The organism is Microbacterium schleiferi, from assembly GCF_038150145.1.
Lineage (GTDB): Bacteria > Actinomycetota > Actinomycetes > Actinomycetales > Microbacteriaceae > Microbacterium > Microbacterium schleiferi_B.
In genome coordinates, this window is sequence record NZ_JBBWSA010000009.1 from 109,221 (window position 1) to 131,031 (window position 21,811).

The window sequence follows — 21,811 nt, forward strand, 5'->3', positions numbered from 1 at the left end:
ATGGCGATGTCGGCGCTGGCTGTCGCCGATACGAAGAAGGCGTCGCCGCAGCGTCGCGCCAGCTGGGTGGCGTTCGCGCTGCTGCTGCCGGGGCTCGCCTACCTCGCGCTGTTTTTCGTCGTCCCGTTCGTGTCGCTGCTGATGACCTCGTTCGGCGTGAACGACACGTCGCAGTACGGCGCGTTCTACTACGCCTTCAACTGGCAGAACTACGTCGACGTGATCGCGGAGTACTGGCCCCAGTTCCTCCGCTCGTTCTGGTACGCGCTGCTGGCCACCCTCTTCGCGTTGCTGATCAGCTATCCGATCGCGTACTTCATCGGTGTGGTCCTGCGCGACAGGCCGCTCATCCGGAACCTGCTGCTGGTGCTGGTGATCGCGCCGTTCTTCATCTCGTTCCTGCTGCGGACCTTGGCGTGGAAGGCGCTGTTCGCCGACGAGGGACCCGTCGTCGGGTTCCTGCAGACGATCGGGCTCTTCGGGCCGCAAGATCACATCACGGGCACGGGATTCGCCGTCGTCTTCGGTCTGACCTACAACTTCATCCCGTTCATGACGCTACCGCTGTTCGCTTCGCTTGACCGGCTCGATACGCGCCTGCTCGAGGCGAGCTCCGACCTGTACGCCACGCCGGGGCAGACGTTCTGGCGGGTCACGTTCCCGCTCTCGCTCCCGGGCGTCGTGTCGGGGACGCTGCTCACTTTCATCCCGGCATCCGGTGACTATGTGAACGCCAGCCAGGCGTTCCTCGGAAGCCCGTCGACGACGATGATCGGAAACGTCATCCAGTCGAAGTTCCTCATCACAGTGAATTACCCACAGGCGGCAGCCCTCAGCATCCTGCTGATGGCCGTCATCCTGATCATTGTCGGCAGCTACGTGCGGCGCACGGGAACGGATGACCTCCTGTGAAGACGCAATGGACCGTGCGGTCCCGCATCCTCGGTATCTACGTCATCGCAGCGTTCGTGGTGCTGCTCATCCCGATCGCGTACACGTTCCTGTTCTCGTTCAACGAGACGACCCGCACCAACATCACCTGGAACGGGTTCACGATCGAGAACTGGCTCACCGTCTGTGAGCAGCCCGAAGTGTGTGTCGCGTTCGGCAATAGCATCCTCGTCGGTCTCGTCGCCACGATCATCGCCACCACCCTCGGCACGATGATCGCCTTGGCGCTCGTGCGCTACCGGTTCAAGGCCCGCGGATCGATCAGCCTGCTGCTGTTCCTGCCGATGGCAACCCCCGAGGTCGTCATCGGTGCGGGTCTTGCCGCCCAGTTCCTGACGATGGGCGTCGCGAAGGGGCTCGGCACGATCATCCTGGCCCACACGATGTTCTGTCTGAGCTTCGTCGTGGTGACGGTGCGCGCTCGTGCGCTCTCGCTGGATCCGTCGATCGAAGAGGCCGGACGAGACCTCTACGGCTCGCCGCGCCAGGTGTTCTGGCGCATCACGTTCCCGCTGCTGCTGCCGGGCATCATCGCGGCGGCGCTGCTGTCGTTCAGCCTCAGCTTCGACGACTTCATCATCACGTACTTCACGTCCGGCTCGGTGCAGACCTTCCCGGTCTACATCTACGTTGCGGCTCAGCGCGGCATCCCGCCGCAGGCCAACGTGATCGCGTCAGCGGTGTTCCTGCTCGCGATCATCGGCACGCTGGCGTACGGGATCGTGAACGCGCGCCGTGCGGCGGTTCGTCGGGGTCGCTGAGTGAAACACCGAAGCTCCCCGCACCCTACTGGGCGTGCGGGGAGCTTCGGTGGTGTCGTCAGTTGTGGACTTCGCCGCGCCAGCCGCCGGTCTCGCGGCCGCGGTCTTCGATGAACGACTTGAAGCGCTCCAGGTCCATGCGTGCTGCTGCCTCATCGAGGTTGAGTCCGGCGCCCGCCTTCTCGATGAAGGTCTCGGGCTCCCACTCCATGCGCAATTCAACGCGGGTGCAGTCATCGCTCACAGGTGTGAACGCGACGCGTCCGGTGTGAACCCGCTCCCCCGTGCTCGCCCACTCGATGTGGTCGTCGGGAACCTGGTCGACGATCTCGGCGTCGAACTCGCGCTCGACACCGCCGATGCTGACCGACCAGTGTGTGAGGTCGTCGGTGGTCTGGGTGATGGAGTTCACTGATCCCATGAACTCGGGGAACTCCTCGAACTGCGTCCACTGGTCGTAGACGGCGCGGATCGGTGCGTCCACCTCGATGTCTGCGGTCATCGTGCTTGTCATGACGGTCTCCTTCATGGTCACCGTGCTGCCGGTCGCCGGATCGGCGATCGGTCGACGGCGACGATACGGATGCCGACACGAGTCGCTGAGGGGGTTGACAGCATCCGCGCCGCGGTCAGAATCACCGAACCGCCCTCGCCCCCATCGCGGCGGCGTAGCGTGAACGCATGCCCCGCCTCCGTCGCAGTCGCACCACAGAACCCGGGTTGCGGCGCGTGCGTCGCGGACGGGGGTTCGCCTACCTCGACGAATCGGGTGCGGCGATCACCGACGAGGCCACCCGCGAGCGGATCTCGGACCTCGCGATTCCACCCGCGTGGAACGACGTTTGGATCTCACCGCATCCCCACGGGCACATCCAGGCAACAGGCGTCGACGACGCCGGCAGGCGCCAGTATCTGTATCACCAGGTGTGGCGCGAGCGTCAGGATCGAGTCAAGTTCGAACGGATGCTGGACCTCGCCGAGACGCTACCGGGGGCCCGGCGCACGGTGACGCTCGATCTGCGATCCGACGGGCTCGGGCGCTCCCGCGTCCTGGCGACGGCGTTCCGGATGCTCGACACCGGGAGCCTGCGGGTCGGGTCAGAACGCTACGCGGACGTGCACGGCAGCTATGGCCTGTGCACGCTGCTGTGCGCCCACGCGAGCGTGCACGACGGTGAGCGCGTCGAGCTGCGGTTTCCGGGCAAGAGCGGTCAGCCATGGGAATCGGAGCTGACCGACCCCGACCTCGCTGCGGTGGTGCGAGCCCTGAAACGCCGCGGCGGGCGGGCACGATTGCTGGCCTGGCGCGACGGCGACGGCGAGGTGCACCCGCTGCACCCCGAGGAAATCAATGCCGACATCCGCCGACGCACGGGCGGCGACTTCACCGCCAAGGACTTCCGGACCCTGCACGGCACCGCGGCTGCGGCGCTGAGCCTTGCGAAAGCGGGACCGGTGGAGTCGCCGTCGCGGCGGGCGCGCATGGTCGCCGCGGCGATGCGAGACGCCGCGTTCGTCCTCGGCAACACCCCGGCGATCGCTCGCAGCAGCTACGTGGATCCGCGGATCGTGGAGGCCTACGAGCACGGCACGACGATCGACCCGTCGCGTCCGGCATCCGTGGAGTCGAAGCTGCGCGCGATGCTTCGGTGACGGTGCGCGTGCTGTCAGGCGACGAGTTCGGCCGCCCGGGGATCGTGACCGGCGATCACCTGAAGGCCCGGTAGCCGCTCGCGCAAAGCTGCGAACTGCCGCAGTGTCTCGCGTTGCTGCTTTCTGTCGCCCACGTCCGGAACGACCGCCTTCTCGATGAGGCTCGGATCGTAGGTTGCATCGCCCACGAGCAGGAACGGGTTCCGCCCGTTGCTGCGGCGGACGAGCAGGCTCATCGACCCGGCGGTGTGACCCGGGGTCGGCAGGAGCGTCAGTGCGCCGTCGCCGAAGATGTCGTACGCGCCGGCGAAGTCGACGAGCGCTGCATCCTCGGACGGTGCGAACGTGACGGGCCGCCACTGAACAGCCGCATCGAGCAAGTACTCGGCCAAGACGCCGTGCATGTGTGGGGACTTGCCCGTGAGCACGGCATGCTCCTGTTCGCTGACGAGCACCGGGATGCCGGCCGCGGCGAGCTCACCGACGTTTCCTGCGTGGTCATAGTGCAAGTGGGACACTGCGGCGAGGGTAAGTCGCTCGATCGGCACGCCGGCGAGCTCGAGCTGCTCACCCAGTCCCTGGCCGGGTGTCAGGGTCGAATCAACCTGCCGCGCGTAGACCGCGCCGACGAAACCGCCCGGAAAGTACTCGCGCGGCGTGTCGGCTGACGCTGGCGCTTGCCCGGTGTCCCAGAGAACCCAGCCCTGTTCGTGTTCAACGAGAACGACATTGACCGGCAACGGATCCGTCCATCGCCGCGACGTGAAGGTCCACCACAGCATGGGGGTGCCATTGCCGACGATGTTGTGCCGCCGCAGCCGCACCTCGCCGATGCTCAGAACCGATACACGCCCGACGCCGCTAGTCATGTGGTTCAGTGTGCCAGGTCGCTGTTTCGCGCACGGGGCGACGAGGTTTCGGCGTGTCAGTCGGCGAGTGTGCGCTCACGCATGAGCCTGCCGACAACCGGGACGACGATCACGATCACCGCGACGATGATCGCCGTGATCCCGATCGGGACGTCGACGAGGTCACCGAGCAGACGGGCGACGGCGAGCCATCCGAGCCCCCACGCGATCGACAGGACGGGAGCGATACGCCACCCGCCCGACGCCGATATGCCGAGCGCGACAGCGGCAACGACAATGAGCACGATGACTCCGACGACGGATGCCGCGCTCTCCCAGTCGGCGGGGACGGTCGCCGTGAGCGCCGCGGCGATGTTCGCGACGGTAGCAAGGGCCACCCAGCCGAGGTGCAGGCCGGTGACGACGTCGATCAGGATGCCGTCGAGCCAGCCATCGGCCGGCTCCCGGGTGCGGACCGCTCGAAGGTAGGTGATGACGAGCGCTGCGAGGAGCAGGATGATGCAGACCACGGTCGCCCAGACCGAGAGGAACTGCACGGTGACGAGCCAGAGCCCGTTGAGCACCATCGTGAGGGCGATGAGCCAGCCAAGGCTGCGCTGACGATCACGGGCGCGCTGCGACGGGAGCGCCTGCCAGACGACGTAGATCGCGAGGCCGAGATAAATCGGCGTCCAGATGGCGAAGGCCTCGGTAGCCGGCGTGAGGTAGGACCTGTCCGGCGAGAAGGACCCGCCCTGCGCATCCTGAATCGGCGTGCCGCCGAAGGCTCCGAGGCCGACGGCGTCGCCGATGATCATGAAGACGAAGGCCGCGATCACCAGGATCTGGCGGGTCACGTCGCTGCCGCGTGCTGATTCCGTCGCGCTCATGCCCCCACGGTATTACGCACCTGCGGCCAGCGGGCCAGGTTCAGGCTGCGTTGGGGTAGAAGGTGGGGAGGTGTCGTTCGGGCTTCACGATGTAGCGGCGCCCGTGTGGGGACACCCATTCCAGGGACCCGTCATCAAGATGCGTGATGACCCACCCGCCGTGATGCTTCACGGTGTGGTGTCCCTGGCAGAACGGTGCCGTGTTCGTCACCGATGTTTCCCCGCCGTCTGCCCACGCGACCGAATGGTCGATCTGGCACTGCGACGCCGGTTTCCCGCATCCCGGGCCCATGCACCGGTCAGCCCGCCACTTCACCAGTTTCGCGAGCTCCGGTGGTGGCCGGTACTTCGTGCGCCCGACACTGATGACGGCCCCGGTTTCGGGGTGGGTGAGGACCCGCATCCACCCTGACGCGTTACCGGCGAGCTCCCGGGCGGTCTCGATCGGGATCGGACCAACCCCCTCCACCTCCGCCGGATCCGTCACACCGTCCACACCCATCAGCGCGAGGGCGGGGACGGTCACGACAACGGTTGCTTGGATGCCCCGAGCCTGCTTTGGGTGTTGGGGAACGGTCCCGTCGATTAACAGGTCGCAGAACACGTCAGCGCGGATCTCATCCAGACTCCGCTCCGACCCGTCCCCCGGTTCCCCGCCCCGGGTGCTGCCGCGGTCGTGGTCACGGATCACCACAGCTTTCTGGGTGACCCGCCCGTAGATCGCGTGGGCTTCCACCGACGGGACCAGCGCGTGAACCCACGACATCGAATCCCCCGCCGGCTCCACCATGATCCGACGCCCCCGCACCGCGACCTGGTGACGTTCGGTCAACGTGGGGGCGGTTTCCCGGTCAATCAGGCGGCGCAACGCACGCCGGAACGACCCCACCGGCAGAGACTCCGCCAACCCCAACGCCCGACCCACCAGGCCCGCCGCGATATCGGGGTCGAGTACATCGAGGTCATCGACCAGGATCTCCGCGTGCCGGACCGTCACGTTTGCGTGGGAGAGGGACTCCAACACGGCCGGGTAGGAGTGGACGAGTGATTCGGCACGGGCGAGCATCATCCCCGCCGCGTTCTCCGTGATCCGCAGAGCCGCGGCAAGCTCCAGCCGCAGGGACCGCATCACCAGCTCCCGGGACCCACCCCCATACCGGGTGACATCGTCCAGGGCTTCCAGGCGGAGGTCATCGACCCGCGCGAACCGTTGCGCAGCGAACACCGCCTCCAAATCAGCAGCCTCAAGCACAAGAGCGACAGCGTCCGGACGCGGCGGAACCCACCCCGCCACCTCGGCATCCCACTCCCGCACATCCCGCTCGTCAAGGAACCCGTCAGCATCCGGCACCCCGGGCCACTGACCCGAATCACCCGCACCGACTGCTTCCATACCCCGACACTACGAGGGGGGTCCGACATTGAAAGAACGTGAGTCGCGGTGAAGCCGTGACTCGGTCTCACGGGTAGAGCTACCCGACAGGATGAAGCGAGCGCCGGAGCCGCCAGACGTTCCCCGGCCCGGGTTCATGCACGAGCTCGTCCAAGACGCTCAATGCGAGTGCGAGTCCGCGTCCGGACTCAGCGTCGGAACCGGGCATCTGCACCTCGGCGAGATCGATCAGAGCGGGGTCTGCAGAGTCAGTGAACACTGCTTCCAAGGCAACATCGTCCACGCGAAGAGAGAGGGAAACCTCAATCGGGTCACGGCCCTGTGCATGCATGACGACGTTCGATGCGATCTCCGAAACCGCAAGCTCGAATAGCATCCGGTCTTCTTCACCGACGTGAGCCGCCGACGCCCACAGCGTCGCGAAACTCCGATGCACCTCGTCGATGAAGGTCGCGTCAGCGAATCCTTGCGCGTACACCGCTGGCTCAGTCATTCGCGTAGGCCGCTCGCGCATCCGGATAGGACTTGAGGACCCTGTCGAGATTGGTGAGAGCGAGCACGCGCTGCACCGCAGTAGGCACAGCTGCGATGCGGAGATCGCCGCCAGCCAAGCGTGCCACCTTGAGCCCACCGATGAGTGCACCCAGTCCTGACGAGTCGATGAACTCCAGCTCCGTCATGTCGATGGCCAGCTTGTTCTGCCCACTCTGAATGCGGTCGTTCAGCTCGTCCCTCAGTCGCGGTGCTGTCGACGCCGTGAGCCGTCCGGCTGGAGCGACGACGACGCACTCAGGCAGGGACGTCACGGTGAGGTTCATGACTTTGTCTCCTCTTCTGTCGTCGTGCGAGGACCACGGTAGGCGGCCGCCTGAAGGATGACACTAAGCACCAACAGGTCGTATCCAACCCAGATCGTGTTCACGAGCGTACCGGTGCCGTCGGCGGTTCCAACCGCGAGACGAGCGAGGCCGATGACCAGGGCGACGACAAGGACGACGATCGCTGTCAGCTGCGGCAGTATCGCTCGCCAGGGAATAGCGGTTCGAACGCCGTCTTTGCGGGTCACCACAAACGTAAGTGGTCGCTTGAAGACGACGTTCGCCACAGCGCTCACGCATGCATTGATCCATACCGGGAACAGTGCCAAGGAGTATTGCTGACCCCTCCAGGTCTTCAAACCGTTCGCCACAACCAGGAAGAGGATCTGATTCACGATGAAGTAGGGAAGGAACCGCGCGAAGAAGTCGACACTCCACGCGGTGACCGGCAGAACACCAAAGCATAGGTAAATCACCGGCGCGGCAAGGTACACGACGGCCGCGAAGCCCGCCAAATAGCTCCACATCGTCGCGAAGTACATGAGCCGCTGACCTGCCGAGAGTCCCCGCTTGAGCAACGGGTTGTCTCGCAGCATCACCTGTAATGTTCCCTGCGCCCACCTGAGCCGCTGCTGCAACATGGTTCCGAGGTCTTCTGGCGCCAGCCCGTGCGCCAAGATTTCATGGTGGTAGACGCTGCGCCAGCCCAGCGAATGCAGTTCCATGGCTGTCGCCATGTCTTCTGTCACGGAGATCGTCGCGAGTGGGAGCACAGGGATGGCTTCGTCCGGTCTGTCGACGCGCACCGCCCGAACGAGCGCGCCGACGGAGTCCACGGCGCCCAGTGGCGACAGTTCACGTGCCGCCAACGCGTCGAGGGCCTCGTCATCGATCACGATCTCACCGAGTTCTGAGTCCCGGGTAATCGGAAGTTCCTCGATCGCCCTGAGATCGGCTTCCAGCGCACGAAGGTCACGCGCAATGAGGCGACGCGACGCTGCGTCGACCGCGGCCTCGACCGCATAGGTAACCTCGCCGATCGGCTCGCCGCTAGAGATCCTCGTTCGGGCAGTACGTACGGAGGCCCGAAGCTCAACCAGCTCTTGCCTCACGACCGGATCGAGCGAGCGGTCACGCGAGGCACGAGCCAGCAGCGAATCGCTTGCCCTGAGGGCACGACGCGTCGACTGGTCGAGATCCCGCACGTATCCGACGATCCCCATCTGCATGAGCGCATCGCGCCGGAGGACGGCGTTCGAGCCACAGAAGAAGGCGGCGTTCCACCCGTCCTTACCCTGCTGGATGGGGCCATAGAACAGCGGCGCCTGACTCCCGAGCGGGTCTGCATCGTCCACGTTCACGAACCACTGCGGAGTCTGAACGAGAGCGACCTCAGTGTCGTCAGCGAAGTAACCCAAGGTCCGACTGAGTATCGCCGGATCCGGAACCTGGTCCGCATCGAGGATCAGCAGAAACTCGCCATCAGTCTGAAAAAGCGCATTGTTGAGGTTGCCTGCCTTCGCGTGGCGCGGCTTGCCGATCCAGTCGGACGATCTGGTGATGTACCCGACGCCTGCGGCGCTGGCAGCGGTTCTCAGCTCGTCGCGCGCACCGTCGTCGAGAATCCAGGTGGTGTGGGGGTACTCGATCCTCTTTGCGGCCAACGCCGTCGCCATGACCATGTCGATCGGCTCGTTGTAGGTCGTGATCAGCACGTCGGCAGTCCCGTGCGCCGGCAATTGCGGGTGTGGCCGGGTCTTCGCACGCCACATCGTCACCGCAAACAAGAACGTGTCGACCAGGCTGTAGGTTTCGGCGATGACGAGCGGGACGGCGATCCACCACGCTTCCCAGTTGACGGATGCTAGCCACCGCCACGCCACGTAGTTCACACCGAGGATCACCGAAAGCACGGCGAGGATCCGGATCCACACGAAACGTGCGCTCATCCGAGGCGCTCCACGAGGACGACGGTGACATCATCGATGGCCCGACGGGTTCTGCCCAGGCGACTCGCCTCTTGCGCTGCTCCCTCGATTCCGCGATCGCGCACGACGCGCCTCACATGATCCAGCGGTGCGTCCTCGTCCAGAACGTCGAGAAGGCCGTCACTGCAGCACATGAGGATGTCGCCCGGCTCGAGGCGGTCGTTCGCTTCAGCCCGCAAGTCACCTACATCGCCCAGACCCAGCCCGAGTGGAAGACCGGTCGTGCGCAGCCGAGACCACGTGTCATCGCGGCGGAGGATATACCCAAGCCCGTGGCCTGCGTCGACGTACGAGAAGTCTCCGGACTTCAGATCGACGTCGACGTAGAACGAGGTGACAAAGCTAGACGATCCGGCAAGGTCCTCGACCAGGAGCGTGTCTACATCGTCCATAGCGCGCAGAATCGAGCGTTCGGGAGAGGTGCGCAAAGATGCTCGCACGCTAGCCGCGATGATCGCTGGCCCGATGCCCTTGCCCATCACGTCTGCCAGCACCACACGGAGGTGCTCGGAGAGGGCACGGACGTCGTAAAAGTCGCCCATCAGCTGCGCGGGGCCGACGGCGGAAGCTGCGATGCGATAGCCGTCTACCTCCGGAACCTCACGAGGTAAGAGGGCGCGCTGCACGAGCGCAGCCTGGTCGATTTCGAGTTCCCGCGAGATCTCCGCCTGAACCCAACCGGCGAGTTCCTCCAGCAACCCCCGTTCATCGGCGGTCAGTGAACGCGCCTCGGTATCCAGGATGCACAGCGTACCGACAGGCTCGCCGCCGGGCGCGTGGAGGGGGTGACCCGCGTAGAACCGGAGGTTCGGATCTCCCACCACGAAGGGGTTGTTGGCGAAGTCCGGGTCGACCGTGGCATCTTCGACAACCACAGTTCGGTCGCGTCGCGCTGTCACATCGCAGAAAGAGTCCTGACGCGCCGCCTCGGGTCCGAGGCCGATCTGCGACTTGCGCCATTGACGCTCCCGGTCGAGAAGCGTTACGCCGACCATCGGTACGCGGAACAGTTCTGCCGCAAGGCGCACGATCCGGTCGACCCGCTCATCGGCAGGTGTATCTACTATGGCGAGCGCGTCCAGGGCGCGCTGGCTGGCCTGTTCGTCGTACATCCGTGTACCTCCCCGCAAGCCAAGTCTATGGCGGGCGCCGCCCACCTCGCCCGTGTGGGGGTGGCTCGTACTACGGTGATCGACATGACGGCATCCCTCTCCCCCGAGCAAGCGCGTGGGCTGCGCCACCGGGCTCAGCTGCTCGGCGGCTCGGCCCGCTCCCCGCGGGAGGTGGTCGACCGCGCGGGAGCCCTGCAGGGCCAAGATCTTCCGGCAGTCCTGCGTGCGATCGCCCTGCGGTCGGCCCCGGCAACGACCGTCGATGATGTGCGCGCCGCGTTCGACAGCGGGGCGCTGGTGCGGTCCTGGCCCATGCGCGGCACGCTGTTCGCGACTACCCCCGAGCACTTGGCTTCGCTCCTCGCCCTGACCGGTACCAGAACGCTGCAGTCGATGGCGCGCCGCCGCGAGCAACTCGAGCTGGATGACGCCACGATCGACCGCGCGCACGAGGTCGCCGTCGCGGCGCTCGAGACCGTTCCACTGCGGCGTGCCGACATCCTCGCGACGTGGGAAGATGCCGGAATCTCGACCGACAGCGGGCGCGGCTACCACCTCCTCGTCCACCTGTGCATCAGCGGGTTGGCGCACTGGGGCGCGTTCACGCCCGACGGATCTGAGCAGTTCCTCACCCTCAGCGCGACCCCACGTGAAACCGACACGGATGCCGCACTCAGCCGTGTCGTCACAGGCTATGTCGCCGCGCGAGGGCCGGTCACCCTCGACGACCTGGCCTGGTGGACGAAGCTTCCCAAGACGCGGCTGCGCGCCGCCGCGGCATCCGTCGACCGCATCGGGCTGGGGCAGCTCGGCGAGAAGCCCGTGTATCTGGATGCCGAGGCAGACGCGTTAGCTGACTCAAGCTGGCAAGCGTCTGCTGAAACCGTGACGCTCGTTCCCGCGTTCGACGAGTGGATCCTCGGTTATGCCGACAGGTCGCTCGTCACCTCGGACGCAATGTTCGACGCTCTTGTCCCCGGCAAGAACGGCGTCTTCCGCCCGGCAGTCCTCGTCGACGGCGTCGTGGTCGGCACGTGGCGTTTCTCGGCGCCTCGTGGTGCAAAGAGCCGCACTCCGGTGCTCGAGCTCCTCGAGCCCGTCACCGATCGAGCCGCACGGCTCATCGAAGACGCGCTGAGCGCCTGGCCGCACGACTGACGCGACGCTGACCGCGACCGTCAGAGCAGCGGACGCGCGTGCCAGATGCGGTCGAGATAGTCGCGCATCGAGCGGTCGGACGAGAAGAAGCCGCAGCGGGCGATGTTGAGGATCGCCGAGCGGGTCCAGGCATCCTGATCCGCGTACGCGAGGTCGACCTGCGCCTGCGCCTCGATGTATGAGGCGTAGTCGGCGAGCACCATGAATCGGTCGTCGTAGAGCAGATTCGACACGATCGGCTCGAAGACCGTGCGGTCTCCGCCCGAGAATTCCCCCGACGCTATGAGGTCCATCGCGGCGCGCAGCTGCGGGTCGGCCTGGTAGAAATCAGCAGGCTTGTAGCCCTTCGCCCACAGCGCTTCGACCTCGGGCTCGGTCATGCCGAACAGGAAGAAGTTGTCGTCGCCGACAAGCTGCCGAATCTCGACGTTGGCGCCGTCGTCAGTGCCGATCGTCAGCGCACCGTTGAGGGCGAGCTTCATGTTCCCCGTGCCGGATGCCTCCTTGCCGGCGAGCGAGATCTGTTCCGACAGGTCGGCGGCCGGAATGATGCTCTCGGCGAGCGTGACGTTGTAGTTCGGCGGGAAGACGACCTTCAGTCGCCCCTCGACGCGCGGGTCGTTGTTCACCACGGACGCGACCGAGTTGATGAGGTGGATGATGCGCTTGGCCATCGCGTATCCCGGCGCAGCCTTCGCCCCGAAGATGAAGGTGCGGGGCTGGATGTCGGCGGCCGCGACCGTGCCCGAGATGATGCGCTCGTACTCGGTGACGATGTGCAGCACCTTAAGGGTCTGGCGCTTGTATTCGTGAAGCCGCTTGACCATGACATCCAGCAAATGGGTGTCATCGATCGTGACGCCGTCCCGGCGCTGCAGCACATCGCTCAGGCGCCGCTTGTTGGCTGCCTTAACAGCAGCGAACCGCTCGCGGAACTCGGGGTCCTCGGCGAGCGCCTCCAGCCCCCGGAGTCGTTCGAGGTCGACAGTCCAGCCTGCACCGAGCGCTTCGGTGATGAGGCTCGCGAGGGACGGGTTCGCCAAACGGATGAAGCGCCGCGGCGTCACGCCGTTGGTGACGTTCGTGAACTTGTCGGGGTACATTTCGGCGAACTCGTGCAGCACCTTGTCGCGCAGCAGCTGCGAGTGGAGTTCGGCCACACCGTTGACCTTCGCGCCGGCGACGGTGGCGAGGTAGGCCATCCGCACCGAGCGGTACGGGTGCTCACCGATGATCGACATGTTGCGAATACGCATCATGTCGTCGCCGAACCGCTCGCGCACCTCATCGAGGAACTCGTCGTTGATGCGGTAGATGATCTCAAGGTGTCGCGGCAGGAGCCTCCCGAGCAGGTCGACCGACCACACTTCGAGGGCCTCGGGCAGCAGCGTGTGGCAGGTGTAGGCGAAGCACTTCTGCGTGATGGCCCACGCGTCCTCCCACTCCATACCGCGTTCGTCGACCAGCACCCGCATGAGCTCGGGCACGGCGATGACCGGGTGCGTGTCGTTGAGCTGGAAGATCACGCGGTCGGGCAGGTTGTTGAGATCGAAGCCCTCGAGCAGCACGTTGTCGAGGAAGTCGTTGATGGATGCCGCGACGAAGAAGTACTGCTGCTGTAGGCGCAGCTCCTTGCCCTGCGGCGTCGAGTCCTCGGGGTAGAGCACCTTCGAGATGTTCTCGGCGAAGGTCTGCGCGCGCACCGACTCTTCGTAATCACCGGAGTTGAAGATGCGCAGATCGAAGGCGTTGGTCGCAACCGCGCGCCACAGCCGCAGCGTGTTGACGCGACCGTTGTGGTAGCCGGGCACCATCATGTTGTACGGCACCGCGAGCACGTTCCAGTCCGGAACCCACCGTGTACGGGTAACGCCGTTGTCGTCGTAGGTCTCGGTGCGACCGCCGAACGAGATCGTCTGCGCCGCCTCGGGGTGCGGGAACTCCCACGGCGAACCCATCCGCAGCCAGGCATCCGGCTGCTCGACCTGTTCTCCGTTGACGAAGGTCTGCCGGAAGATGCCGTACTCGTAGCGGATGCCGTACCCGATCGTCGGCACACTCATCGTGGCAAGCGAATCGATGAAGCAGGCAGCGAGGCGCCCGAGACCGCCGTTACCCAGCCCTGGTTCGACCTCAACCTCGCGCATGTCGTCCATCGAGATACCGCACTGCGCGAGCGCCTCCGTGGCGATCTCACCCAGGCGCGCGGCGAGCAGATTGTTGTCGAGCTGCTTGCCGAGCAGATACTCCGCCGACAGGTAGCAGACCGTCTTCGCCTGCTGCTCGCGCTGCCGGGTCTGGTCTTCGAGCCACCGCGCCATGAGGTAGTCGCGCACCGTGCCCGCGAGCGCCAGGTACTGGTCGTTGGCGTCGGATGCCGACAGCGAGACGCCCTGATCGAAGTTCAGGTTCGCGAGGAACTGCTTGACGAATCCGTCCACCGACGCGGGCGGTGCGATGACGGGAGCGAGTGCGAGCGGGTGCGTGGGACGCAGGGTCGCGTCGGAGTTCTGTGTGTCGGGCACCTCACGACGATATCGAGTCCGGCGGAGCTAATCATCCTCGGTCGCGAATCGCCATGCGAGGTTTACACACTCGTCACGAAGAGCGGGCCCGGAGCTCGATCGATGCAGGCCGATTGCAGGATCAACGCGGCTCTGCGGCGCTTAAGCTGAGCGGATGAAGCCGTTCATCCTGCTGGCCACCCGCGCCGAGGACGGTCCGGCCGATGAAGAGTACGAGCTGTTCCTGCGCTTCACCGGTCTCGCGGAGTCCGAGCTGCGACGGGTGCGACTTGAGGCCGGTCCGATGCCGGAGCTCGAGCTCGATGACCTGTCGGGCATCTTCGTCGGCGGCGGGCCGTTCAACGCATCCGACCCCCTCGAGCAGAAGTCAGCCGTGCAGCGGCGCGTCGAGGCAGAGTTCGATGCGCTGCTCGACCAGGTCGTCGCGCGGGACTTCCCCTTCCTCGGTGCCTGCTACGGCGTGGGCACGGTCGGAGCTCACCTGGGTGCCGTCATCGACCGCACCTACGGCGAGCCGGTCGGTGTCGTCGAGGTTTCACTCACGGATGCCGGGATCGAAGACCCCCTACTGACCGGCATCCCACCCCGTTTCGATGCCTTCGTGGGGCACAAGGAAGCGATGCGTTCACTCCCCACCTCGGCAACGCTACTGGCGTCATCCGCCTCGTGCCCGGTTCAGATGTTCCGCGTGCGCGAGAACATCTACGCGACGCAGTTCCATCCCGAGCTCGACGTCAACGGCATCACTTCACGCATCCACGCCTACACCGATTACGGGTACTTCGCACCGACCGAAGTGCACGTTCCGCTCGCGGCAGTCCGGGAGCGCGAGGTGCTGCATCCGAGCCGCATGCTGCGCACGTTCGTCGAGCGCTACGCCAGCTGACAGGTCGGAGCCGACGGGCCAGCTGGCGCACTTTGGCTCTACATGCCGGGCTACCTGATCGGTTGAATGGGCGCCAACCATCACGAAAGAGGAGAGCGATGCAGGATTCTTCGATTGTCGTGGTGCCGGGGCTCGGCGGTTCATCAGCCGACCACTGGCAGTCGATCTGGCAAGCGCAGCATCCGGCCTGGGAACGCACCACTCCGGCATCCTGGGACGAACCAGACATCGACGACTGGGACCGGGCCGTCGGCGCTGCCGTGCAGGCAGCCGGTGAGCCGGCGGTTCTCGTCGCCCACAGTCTCGGATGCCTCAGCGTGGTGGCGTTCGCAGCGCACTCTCCTGAGCGCATACGCGGTGTCTTTCTTGTTGCTCCGCCCGATCCGGATGCGCCATCGTTCCCGACCGAGGCGGTGAGCTTCAGGGGCGCCGCCGCGTCTCACGATCCCCTGCCGATTCCGATGATCGCGGTGACCAGCACTACCGACCCCTACTGCTCCGCCGACCGCTCCCCCCACATCTGTCGGCGCTGGGGTGCGCATCAGATCGACGTCGGTGACGCCGGACACATCAACGTTCTGAGCGGGCACGGTCCGTGGCCAGAGGGACTCGACCTCCTTCGCGGATTCATCCGTGACCTCGAGGGCAGACGATGATGGCGGCGTCGTTCGATCAGCTCACCTCGGAACTCGTCTCGGCGGCGACTGGCCGGGCCGATCTGGTCGCGGCACTGCGCCCACCGCGGGGTCCGGTGACGTTGCCGTCGCCGCTGCCCGTCGACGAACTTGCCGTCGCAGCGGTCGGAACCGCACGGATGAGGTCGGCCGAGTGCGCCAGATGCGCACGCACCGCCTTTCCTCCGGCGCGCTGAACCTCTTCGAGATAGGCAGTGTGCTCCTGCGCGAGCGAACCCGCTGGATAGTCGGGTCTGACGTGGGTCAGGAGCAGCAGGATCTCGGACTCGAGCTGACGATGCGCCTGCGCGATCCGAGGACTGTCGGCTGCCTCGACGATGAGACGGTGTACCTCGGCATGGGCGCGAGTCGTCGCCAGCCAGTCGCCGGATGCCTCTGCCAGCGCGAGCCGGTCGATGGCCTCCGTCACGGGACGAGTTACCGCATCCGGCCACGACGCGCCGTGCGTGGCACTGACCTGCCGCACCGCTTCTGCCTCAAGCGCGCCCCGCAGCTCTTGGAGCGCTTCGACCGCATCGTTGTCGAAGTTTGCGACGCGTGCTCCGCGATAGGGCTCGATCGTCACGAGACGTTCGGCGGCAAGCGTCTGCAGCGCAGCGCGTACCGTGTGCCGCGACGCACCGTACCGCTCTGCCACGTTCTCCTCTCGCAGCGGTGCGTCTAGGCCCAGTTCGCCCGACAGGATGCTGGCGCCCAGCGCCTCGGCAAGGGCGGCAGCCTGGGTGGGTCCCGGGTCGCTCTCACGCCGGCGCGGAGACATCAGTCTTCACCTTCCGTCCTCCTGGCAGTGAGAGCACCACGAGTCCCGCGGCGAGCACGACAAGCCCGATCGCCGACGCTGCGGTGAGCTGCTCGTGAAGCACCCACACGCCGAGCAGTGTCGCGCCGAGCGGCTCCGCGAGGGTGAGCGTGGCAACCGTGGTCGGGGCGAGGCGCCGCAGGCCCCATCCGAACAGCAGGTACGCGATCGCCGTGGTCACAACGCCGAGCCAAAGCGCGAGGGCGAGACCCGCGGGCGTCAGCAGCCAGGCGGACGAACTTGCCAGCAGAATCGGCAGGCTCACGATCGCTGCCACCCCGAAGACGGTGCCCATTGCTGCCTGGAAGCTCCAGCCACGATCCATCAGCAGCTTGCTGGCCAGCGCATAGAGTGCGTACGACGCTCCCGCGGCAAGCGAGGCAAGGATGCCAAGTGGTCCTACCCCCGCCGCGCTGGCTCCGCCCACCACCCCAGAGACGAGCACGACACCAACCAGCGCGATGCCCGTGGCAACGCCCCACCGCGCGCTCGGCATCCGTCGACGAATGAGCGCGTCGAGGATTCCCGTCACGATCGGCGCGGACCCCAGGGCGATGACCGTACCGACGGCCACCCCGTTGAGGCGGGTGCCGGCGAAGAAGGTCGGCTGGTAGGCAAGGACCCCCGCGGCGCCGACCGCCACGATGACCCACGCCGGCGCGCGGCGTGCGGCAGCAACCGCGGATGACGCCGTGCGCGGCATCCGTGGCCGGGCAACCAGCGCGATCGCACCGAGAATCCCCCCGCCGATGAGGATGCGGGCGGCACCGACCGACAGCGGGGATGCATCGACATCGGCGAGCGCCTGCGCCGTTCCCGTCGTCGCGAAGCACAACGCGGCAAGCAGCACAGCGATCACTCCAGGCACGGGAACATTGTTACACAATGTTCCCAATTCGCTGGCGAACGGGTCGCCGGCTGCACCTAGAAACTGGCAGCGCGGGCTACCGGCGACGACGGCGCATCCGGATCGGAAGCCACCGGCAGGACGGCTTCGAAGACGACATCAGTCCCTGACTGCAGGATTCGCGTGTTCGGTCGGCGCGTTCCGAGACCAGATGCTCGTCGCTCGGCAGAGGGAAGGGTGCCCGGCGAGGCGACCGTGACGACCAGGCGATCATCGCTCGGGACGGTGAGCGAGACGGTTGCCTCCCTCGCTCCCGAGTGCTTGACCGCGTTGACGAAGGCTTCGGTGACCGCCTCGGCGGCCAGCTCATCGGTCTCATGATCGCCCAGCGCCGCGGCGGCCGTGGCCGAAACCGTGTACGAGATGTCGAGGACCGCACGCCACGCGGAGATGACACGACCGAGGGAACCGAAGGGACCGCGCAGCGATCCGCGATCCACGTCTCGCTCGCTGACAGGCCCCTGCAGTCGATAGAAGGCGGCATCCGTTCGCGCACGGAACTGGGCGACCTCACTGACCGTGGGTTGTCGTTCATCGGCTTGCGCGGCAAGGATGACGCACTGACCTTGCACGCCGCCATGCAGGATGCCGACCGCATGGCGCAAGGGATCCGATGCCCGAGCGCTCTCTCGTGCCACGTCTCGCGCCGCACCGGCGAGCAGGTCCTGCGACATTGCCGCGGCGAGACGCGCCTCGTGCAAGGCGTCAGTACAGACGGACACCGAGATGGCCAGACCCGGGATCGCAACGATGCCGACGTATGCCACCAAGCCGATGTCGGGCAGCAACGTCACCGACAGCGCTGCGACAGCACACCCAGCCAATACCCAGAGGAGCAGGAACAGCACGGGCCGCCAGCGCGCGCCGGGCTGGGGAAGCAACCGGCGGCCGGCGAACCCCGCCGCCAGGTCGATCGCCAACAGACCCATCACCCCGAGAATCCCGACGCGCAGGCCGCCCTGCATGATCGAGAACGGAAGAGTTGCCACCGCGTAGATCGCCGAAACCATCAGAAGCGGCGGGTTCGCCAGTCGCTCAGAGATCGTGCGGGGCCGCAGGGCGGATGCCGTCACCACACCAGGCACCGGAGCCGAGGCATCCGTTGCATCAGCGCGCGCCTCGAGCAGGTGACTCTCGCGCCGCACCTCTTCGGCGTAGGCACGCACGCTGTCGAAGTCGACGGGGCGAGCCAGCAGCACGTTGCGGGATGCCTGGAGCCTGCGCACCGTCGCGGCGAGCACCTCGCCAACCTCGTCGGCCTGAGCGCGCGCCCTCTCGAGGCTGGCACGCATCGGCGCCAGCGCTCGTTCCAGGCGCGCGTTGATCGCTCGCCGGCGGGCGTATTCCGAGAGCGTGATGCTGACGAGCGAGAACAGCGCAATCCCGGCAACGATGTTCGTGACCACACGCGGGAGGAAGACGCCAGCCGTAGCGACGTCCCACAGCCACCGCGAGAGCACGTCGTTCAGTGGTGTCCTGATGACGCAGATCACCAGCAGCGTGGTCAGAACCGCAGCACCGCGGGCAGGTCGGGAGCGCCAGCGGCGCTCTGCGACCGCCGCCGGCAGGGCGAGAATCGCCAGCACGATCCACCCAAGCACACCGACCACCATGGCCTGCAGGTAACCCGTCACCGACGCACTGTTGGCCGTCGGCACACCCACGATGGCGGCGAGCAAGAATGAGAGGAACGCGCTCCAGCGGTTGTAGAAGGAGCCGTCGGTGACGGCGCGCCACCAGATCTCGGCGACTCCCGTCACCCGCAGACGCTCCCACACCTCGATCACCTTGCCCCAGATTCAGACAACCGTATCTCGCCGTAGGCGAAACACGTCAGGTACCTTTGGCCCTACCCCGCGAGAGGGCAGTGTCGGCGGCTGTCAGGACGAGGATTGCGGTCGCGTAAACCACGAGATCCCGCGGGTCGAAGACGGTCCCGAGGACGAGCATCGCGGGAGGGAAAGCGGTACCCGCCGCGAGCGGAATGCCGGTGAGCTGGAACACCTCGATGCCGACACACCACGCGAGCGCGACAGCACCGACGAGGGGTGGATACCGCCCGGGCATGATCGCGATAAGGAAGGCATACACGGCAACCGCGTAGAGCGCGTCCCCGGCAATGTCGGTGGCTCCCGTGTCGGGCAGGAGGACGTGAACGGCGAGCCCCGCCACGACCACCGTGAGCAGCGCCACGAGTGACCCGATCCGGCGGACGCGGGTTCGGCTTCGCTCCGTGACATCCGCCATGCCCCTACCGTATGTGCGGCAGCCAGCCGCCCGCATGTGCTGCGCCTGCAGGCCTCACAGGATCGTCGTCAGCACTCCCCCGTCAGCCCGCAGCGCGGCTCCGTTGGTCGCCGACGCGAGCGGACTCGCGAGGTAGGTGACTAGCGACGCAATCTCGGTCGGTTCGATGAACCGCTCGAGCAGCGTCGTCGCGTTCTGGCCGATCACGGCATCCTTCACCGCATCGACCGGCGCGCCCTGCGCGTGTGCGATCTGCTCGATCGCGGCAGCGACGCCGTCGGAGTAGGTTGGGCCGCCCAGCACCGTGTTCACCGTCACGGCGGTGCCGCGCGTGCGCTTGGCCAGGCCGTTGCCGAGGGCGATCATGGCGGCCTTCGTGACGCCGTAGTGGATCATGTCGGTGGGCACCGAGACGCCCGATTCGCTGCTGATGAAGACGATGCGACCCCGCCCGCGCTCGAGCATTCCGGGGAGCAGCGCTCGCGAGAGCCGCACGCCGCTCATGACGTTGATGTCGAGGTAGTGCTGCCATTGGGCGTCATCGATCTCTTCGAACGCGCCGAGCCCGAACAGGCCGACGTTGTTGATCAGCACGTCGACCTCACCGAGGCGTTCGATGAGGTCGACGACCTGCGCAGGGTCGGCGAAGTCGGCGCCGATGCCCGATATCTCGGCGTCGGGATGCGCCGCCTGCAGCTTCTCGACTGCCTCGTGCACGCGCTCGGTGCTGCGGCCGTTGACGGTCACGGTGGCTCCCTCCGCCGCGAGCGCGTCGGCGACGGCATAGCCGATTCCACCGGTCGATCCGCTCACGAAGGCGCTCGTGCCCGTCAGCTGCAGGTCCATGGATGCTCCGTTCCGGCGCCCGTCGGATGCGGGCACCTCAATTCACTTGCCCAGGAAAGTCAACGGTATGCCGAATGACTTTCCTAAGCAAGTCAATGGCGTTACGCTCGAGCCATGCCCCTTCGCCCTGACCAGCTCGCAACCTGGGCGTCTCTCGCCACTCTTGTGGAGCGCCTCCCCCGCGCGCTTGACGCGCAGCTGCAGGAGAGCTGTGGGCTGACACACTTCGAGTTCGGCCTGCTGTACGCCCTCGACACCGCGCCAGAGCGGACGCTGAGGCTGAGCACTCTCGCCGGCTACGCGAGTTCCACGCTCTCGCGCCTTTCTCGCGCCTTCACACGCCTCGAGCGGCGCGGGCTCGTTCGACGCGAAACGGATGCCGCTGACGGCCGGTTCACCCTCGGCATCCTGACCGATGCCGGCCACGACCTCGTACAGTCAGCGCTACCAGGCCATCACCAGCTGGTTCGCGAGCTCGTGTTCGACACGCTGAGCGATACCGAGGCCGCACAGCTCGGTGAGATGAGCGGCCGGATCGCGGAGCGGATCGACCCCGCAGACGTCTGGGCACCAACGCCCTGATCTCGCGCCGCGGCCTGAGCCGCCCGGGGCGTACTGTCGGAGTATGACCGGTAGCGGCGAGTGGGCTGCTGAGCTGCTCTCGATGCCGACATCGGCGTGGGCGGACTACCTCTCGGCCCATTCCGGGCTTCCTGGTCCACGCGCGAATCTCGAGCTGGTCTCAGCGTTTGCCCCTCTCGCCGACGAGCCGACCATCGACGCACTCCTGGCAACCGGCGACGAGTTCCACGCAATGTGCGCTGGAGCCGCGCTCGCCCTGCGGGCGGAGGACGCGGCATCCGAGAAACGCGCCCGGGAGCTTGCCACCGACGCCCGGTGGCGCGTGCGCGAGGGCGTCGCGCAGGGCCTCCAGCTTCTGGGTGACGCCCGGCCCGCGGCGCTGGCGTCGATCGTGGATGCGTGGGTCGACCACCCCCATCCGCTTGTTCAGCGCGCCGCCATCGCAGCGGTCTGCGAGCCGCGGCTGCTGCGGGATCCCCGGATGGCAGCCCTCGCGCTCGATGCGTGCGAGCGCATCACCGAGCACCTCGCGAGCCAGCCACCGGAGCAGCGGAAGACCCCGGACCTGCGAACCTTGCGTCTGTCGCTCGGCTACTGCTGGAGCGTCGCGGTGGCCGGGGATCCGACGCGGGGTCTTCCCCTCTTCAGCGCGCTGGATACCGAGGACCCGGATGTCGCGTGGATCGTGACGCAGAACAGCCGCAAGAAGCGCCTGTCCCGCCTCCTCGACAGTTGAGACCGGGCGAGCGGCC

At 66.5% G+C, this 21,811-nt stretch carries 22 protein-coding genes; 8 read left to right on the forward strand and 14 right to left on the reverse strand.

Annotated elements, in window-relative coordinates:
• Both AADH62_RS11635 and AADH62_RS11640 read left to right on the forward strand, forming a co-directional pair.
• Positions 1-912 (forward strand): ABC transporter permease, encoded by a 912-nt coding sequence (locus tag AADH62_RS11635; RefSeq protein ID WP_228178532.1) that lies wholly within the window; start codon positions 1-3, stop codon positions 910-912.
• Entirely contained in the window at positions 909-1,712 is an 804-nt protein-coding gene (locus tag AADH62_RS11640) for an ABC transporter permease (protein WP_425355680.1), read from the forward strand. Before AADH62_RS11635 ends, AADH62_RS11640 begins: the two co-directional genes overlap by 4 nt.
• A 58-nt stretch (positions 1,713-1,770) precedes the next feature.
• On the opposite strand, the gene AADH62_RS11645 is transcribed toward AADH62_RS11640, so the two are convergent.
• Positions 1,771-2,226, reverse strand: a complete 456-nt coding sequence (locus AADH62_RS11645; RefSeq protein ID WP_292732716.1) for an SRPBCC family protein — start codon at positions 2,224-2,226, stop codon at positions 1,771-1,773.
• Between the two features lie 167 nt (positions 2,227-2,393).
• Between AADH62_RS11645 and AADH62_RS11650 the strand changes: the two genes are divergently transcribed.
• Complete coding sequence (locus tag AADH62_RS11650; protein ID WP_341579592.1) at positions 2,394-3,365, forward strand: DNA topoisomerase IB; 972 nt, start codon at positions 2,394-2,396, stop codon at positions 3,363-3,365.
• Between the two features lie 14 nt (positions 3,366-3,379).
• Here AADH62_RS11650 and AADH62_RS11655 read toward each other — a convergent pair whose 3' ends face one another.
• From AADH62_RS11655 to AADH62_RS11685, 7 genes are all read right to left on the reverse strand, one after another.
• Positions 3,380-4,234 (reverse strand): N-acyl homoserine lactonase family protein, encoded by an 855-nt coding sequence (locus tag AADH62_RS11655; RefSeq protein ID WP_341579593.1) that lies wholly within the window; start codon positions 4,232-4,234, stop codon positions 3,380-3,382.
• Positions 4,235-4,290: 56 nt separating this feature from the next.
• Positions 4,291-5,103, reverse strand: coding sequence for a TspO/MBR family protein (locus AADH62_RS11660; protein ID WP_341579594.1), 813 nt, complete (start codon positions 5,101-5,103; stop codon positions 4,291-4,293).
• 40 nt (positions 5,104-5,143) lie between these two features.
• Entirely contained in the window at positions 5,144-6,496 is a 1,353-nt protein-coding gene (locus AADH62_RS11665) for an HNH endonuclease signature motif containing protein (RefSeq protein ID WP_341579595.1), read from the reverse strand.
• Positions 6,497-6,575: 79 nt separating this feature from the next.
• Positions 6,576-6,989, reverse strand: coding sequence for an ATP-binding protein (locus AADH62_RS11670; protein ID WP_341579596.1), 414 nt, complete (start codon positions 6,987-6,989; stop codon positions 6,576-6,578).
• The gene (locus tag AADH62_RS11675) at positions 6,982-7,314 is read right to left on the reverse strand and encodes an STAS domain-containing protein (protein WP_341579597.1); all 333 of its coding nucleotides are present in this window, start codon (positions 7,312-7,314) and stop codon (positions 6,982-6,984) included. Before AADH62_RS11675 ends, AADH62_RS11670 begins: the two co-directional genes overlap by 8 nt.
• Complete coding sequence (locus AADH62_RS11680; protein ID WP_341579598.1) at positions 7,311-9,263, reverse strand: glycosyltransferase; 1,953 nt, start codon at positions 9,261-9,263, stop codon at positions 7,311-7,313. The genes AADH62_RS11675 and AADH62_RS11680 overlap by 4 nt, the downstream gene beginning before the upstream one ends.
• Entirely contained in the window at positions 9,260-10,414 is a 1,155-nt protein-coding gene (locus AADH62_RS11685) for a PP2C family protein-serine/threonine phosphatase (protein ID WP_341579599.1), read from the reverse strand. Before AADH62_RS11685 ends, AADH62_RS11680 begins: the two co-directional genes overlap by 4 nt.
• Before the next feature lie 84 nt (positions 10,415-10,498).
• Here AADH62_RS11685 and AADH62_RS11690 point away from each other — a divergent pair, with 84 nt between their 5' ends.
• Positions 10,499-11,572: a winged helix DNA-binding domain-containing protein gene (locus AADH62_RS11690; RefSeq protein ID WP_341579600.1), complete on the forward strand. Its 1,074-nt coding sequence runs from the start codon at positions 10,499-10,501 to the stop codon at positions 11,570-11,572.
• A gap of 20 nt (positions 11,573-11,592) precedes the next feature.
• Here the strand turns inward: AADH62_RS11690 and AADH62_RS11695 are convergent, their stop codons facing one another.
• On the reverse strand, positions 11,593-14,097 hold the full coding sequence (locus AADH62_RS11695) for a glycogen/starch/alpha-glucan phosphorylase (RefSeq protein WP_425355681.1): 2,505 nt from the start codon (positions 14,095-14,097) through the stop codon (positions 11,593-11,595).
• Positions 14,098-14,251: 154 nt separating this feature from the next.
• Between AADH62_RS11695 and AADH62_RS11700 the strand changes: the two genes are divergently transcribed.
• Positions 14,252-14,983, forward strand: a complete 732-nt coding sequence (locus AADH62_RS11700) for a glutamine amidotransferase (RefSeq protein WP_341579601.1) — start codon at positions 14,252-14,254, stop codon at positions 14,981-14,983.
• A gap of 98 nt (positions 14,984-15,081) precedes the next feature.
• Complete coding sequence (locus AADH62_RS11705) at positions 15,082-15,639, forward strand: RBBP9/YdeN family alpha/beta hydrolase (RefSeq protein WP_341579602.1); 558 nt, start codon at positions 15,082-15,084, stop codon at positions 15,637-15,639.
• Between the two features lie 16 nt (positions 15,640-15,655).
• Here the strand turns inward: AADH62_RS11705 and AADH62_RS11710 are convergent, their stop codons facing one another.
• The 5 genes from AADH62_RS11710 to AADH62_RS11730 form a co-directional block, all read right to left on the reverse strand.
• Positions 15,656-16,438 (reverse strand): GntR family transcriptional regulator, encoded by a 783-nt coding sequence (locus AADH62_RS11710; protein WP_341579603.1) that lies wholly within the window; start codon positions 16,436-16,438, stop codon positions 15,656-15,658.
• Positions 16,419-17,345 (reverse strand): DMT family transporter, encoded by a 927-nt coding sequence (locus AADH62_RS11715; RefSeq protein ID WP_341579604.1) that lies wholly within the window; start codon positions 17,343-17,345, stop codon positions 16,419-16,421. The genes AADH62_RS11710 and AADH62_RS11715 overlap by 20 nt, the downstream gene beginning before the upstream one ends.
• A 56-nt stretch (positions 17,346-17,401) precedes the next feature.
• Positions 17,402-19,144 carry a hypothetical protein gene (locus AADH62_RS11720; RefSeq protein WP_341579605.1) on the reverse strand — a complete coding sequence of 581 codons (1,743 nt, stop codon included), beginning with the start codon at positions 19,142-19,144 and terminating at the stop codon, positions 17,402-17,404.
• 73 nt (positions 19,145-19,217) lie between these two features.
• Positions 19,218-19,631, reverse strand: coding sequence for a DUF2809 domain-containing protein (locus AADH62_RS11725; RefSeq protein ID WP_341579606.1), 414 nt, complete (start codon positions 19,629-19,631; stop codon positions 19,218-19,220).
• A 54-nt stretch (positions 19,632-19,685) separates the two neighbouring features.
• Complete coding sequence (locus AADH62_RS11730) at positions 19,686-20,477, reverse strand: SDR family oxidoreductase (protein WP_341579607.1); 792 nt, start codon at positions 20,475-20,477, stop codon at positions 19,686-19,688.
• A gap of 114 nt (positions 20,478-20,591) precedes the next feature.
• Between AADH62_RS11730 and AADH62_RS11735 the strand changes: the two genes are divergently transcribed.
• Together AADH62_RS11735 and AADH62_RS11740 are read left to right on the forward strand one after the other, a co-directional pair.
• Positions 20,592-21,059, forward strand: coding sequence for a MarR family winged helix-turn-helix transcriptional regulator (locus AADH62_RS11735; RefSeq protein WP_341579608.1), 468 nt, complete (start codon positions 20,592-20,594; stop codon positions 21,057-21,059).
• A gap of 43 nt (positions 21,060-21,102) precedes the next feature.
• Positions 21,103-21,795 carry a HEAT repeat domain-containing protein gene (locus AADH62_RS11740; protein WP_341579609.1) on the forward strand — a complete coding sequence of 231 codons (693 nt, stop codon included), beginning with the start codon at positions 21,103-21,105 and terminating at the stop codon, positions 21,793-21,795.
• Positions 21,796-21,811: the final 16 nt, after the last annotated feature.

Excerpts from the sequence above, each read along its gene's own strand:
- AADH62_RS11710 (WP_341579603.1), bottom strand. The coding sequence starts at position 16,438 with ATGTCTCCGCGCCGGCGTGAGAGCGACCCGGGACCCACCCAGGCTGCC.
- AADH62_RS11645 (WP_292732716.1), bottom strand. The coding sequence starts at position 2,226 with ATGACAAGCACGATGACCGCAGACATCGAGGTGGACGCACCGATCCGC.
- AADH62_RS11660 (WP_341579594.1), bottom strand. The coding sequence starts at position 5,103 with ATGAGCGCGACGGAATCAGCACGCGGCAGCGACGTGACCCGCCAGATC.
- AADH62_RS11650 (WP_341579592.1), top strand. The coding sequence starts at position 2,394 with ATGCCCCGCCTCCGTCGCAGTCGCACCACAGAACCCGGGTTGCGGCGC.
- AADH62_RS11725 (WP_341579606.1), bottom strand. The coding sequence starts at position 19,631 with ATGGCGGATGTCACGGAGCGAAGCCGAACCCGCGTCCGCCGGATCGGG.
- AADH62_RS11680 (WP_341579598.1), bottom strand. The coding sequence starts at position 9,263 with ATGAGCGCACGTTTCGTGTGGATCCGGATCCTCGCCGTGCTTTCGGTG.
- AADH62_RS11740 (WP_341579609.1), top strand. The coding sequence starts at position 21,103 with ATGACCGGTAGCGGCGAGTGGGCTGCTGAGCTGCTCTCGATGCCGACA.
- AADH62_RS11735 (WP_341579608.1), top strand. The coding sequence starts at position 20,592 with ATGCCCCTTCGCCCTGACCAGCTCGCAACCTGGGCGTCTCTCGCCACT.
- AADH62_RS11700 (WP_341579601.1), top strand. The coding sequence starts at position 14,252 with ATGAAGCCGTTCATCCTGCTGGCCACCCGCGCCGAGGACGGTCCGGCC.
- AADH62_RS11675 (WP_341579597.1), bottom strand. The coding sequence starts at position 7,314 with ATGAACCTCACCGTGACGTCCCTGCCTGAGTGCGTCGTCGTCGCTCCA.
- AADH62_RS11635 (WP_228178532.1), top strand. The coding sequence starts at position 1 with ATGGCGATGTCGGCGCTGGCTGTCGCCGATACGAAGAAGGCGTCGCCG.
- AADH62_RS11670 (WP_341579596.1), bottom strand. The coding sequence starts at position 6,989 with ATGACTGAGCCAGCGGTGTACGCGCAAGGATTCGCTGACGCGACCTTC.
- AADH62_RS11655 (WP_341579593.1), bottom strand. The coding sequence starts at position 4,234 with ATGACTAGCGGCGTCGGGCGTGTATCGGTTCTGAGCATCGGCGAGGTG.
- AADH62_RS11705 (WP_341579602.1), top strand. The coding sequence starts at position 15,082 with ATGCAGGATTCTTCGATTGTCGTGGTGCCGGGGCTCGGCGGTTCATCA.
- AADH62_RS11685 (WP_341579599.1), bottom strand. The coding sequence starts at position 10,414 with ATGTACGACGAACAGGCCAGCCAGCGCGCCCTGGACGCGCTCGCCATA.
- AADH62_RS11730 (WP_341579607.1), bottom strand. The coding sequence starts at position 20,477 with ATGGACCTGCAGCTGACGGGCACGAGCGCCTTCGTGAGCGGATCGACC.
- AADH62_RS11665 (WP_341579595.1), bottom strand. The coding sequence starts at position 6,496 with ATGGAAGCAGTCGGTGCGGGTGATTCGGGTCAGTGGCCCGGGGTGCCG.
- AADH62_RS11690 (WP_341579600.1), top strand. The coding sequence starts at position 10,499 with ATGACGGCATCCCTCTCCCCCGAGCAAGCGCGTGGGCTGCGCCACCGG.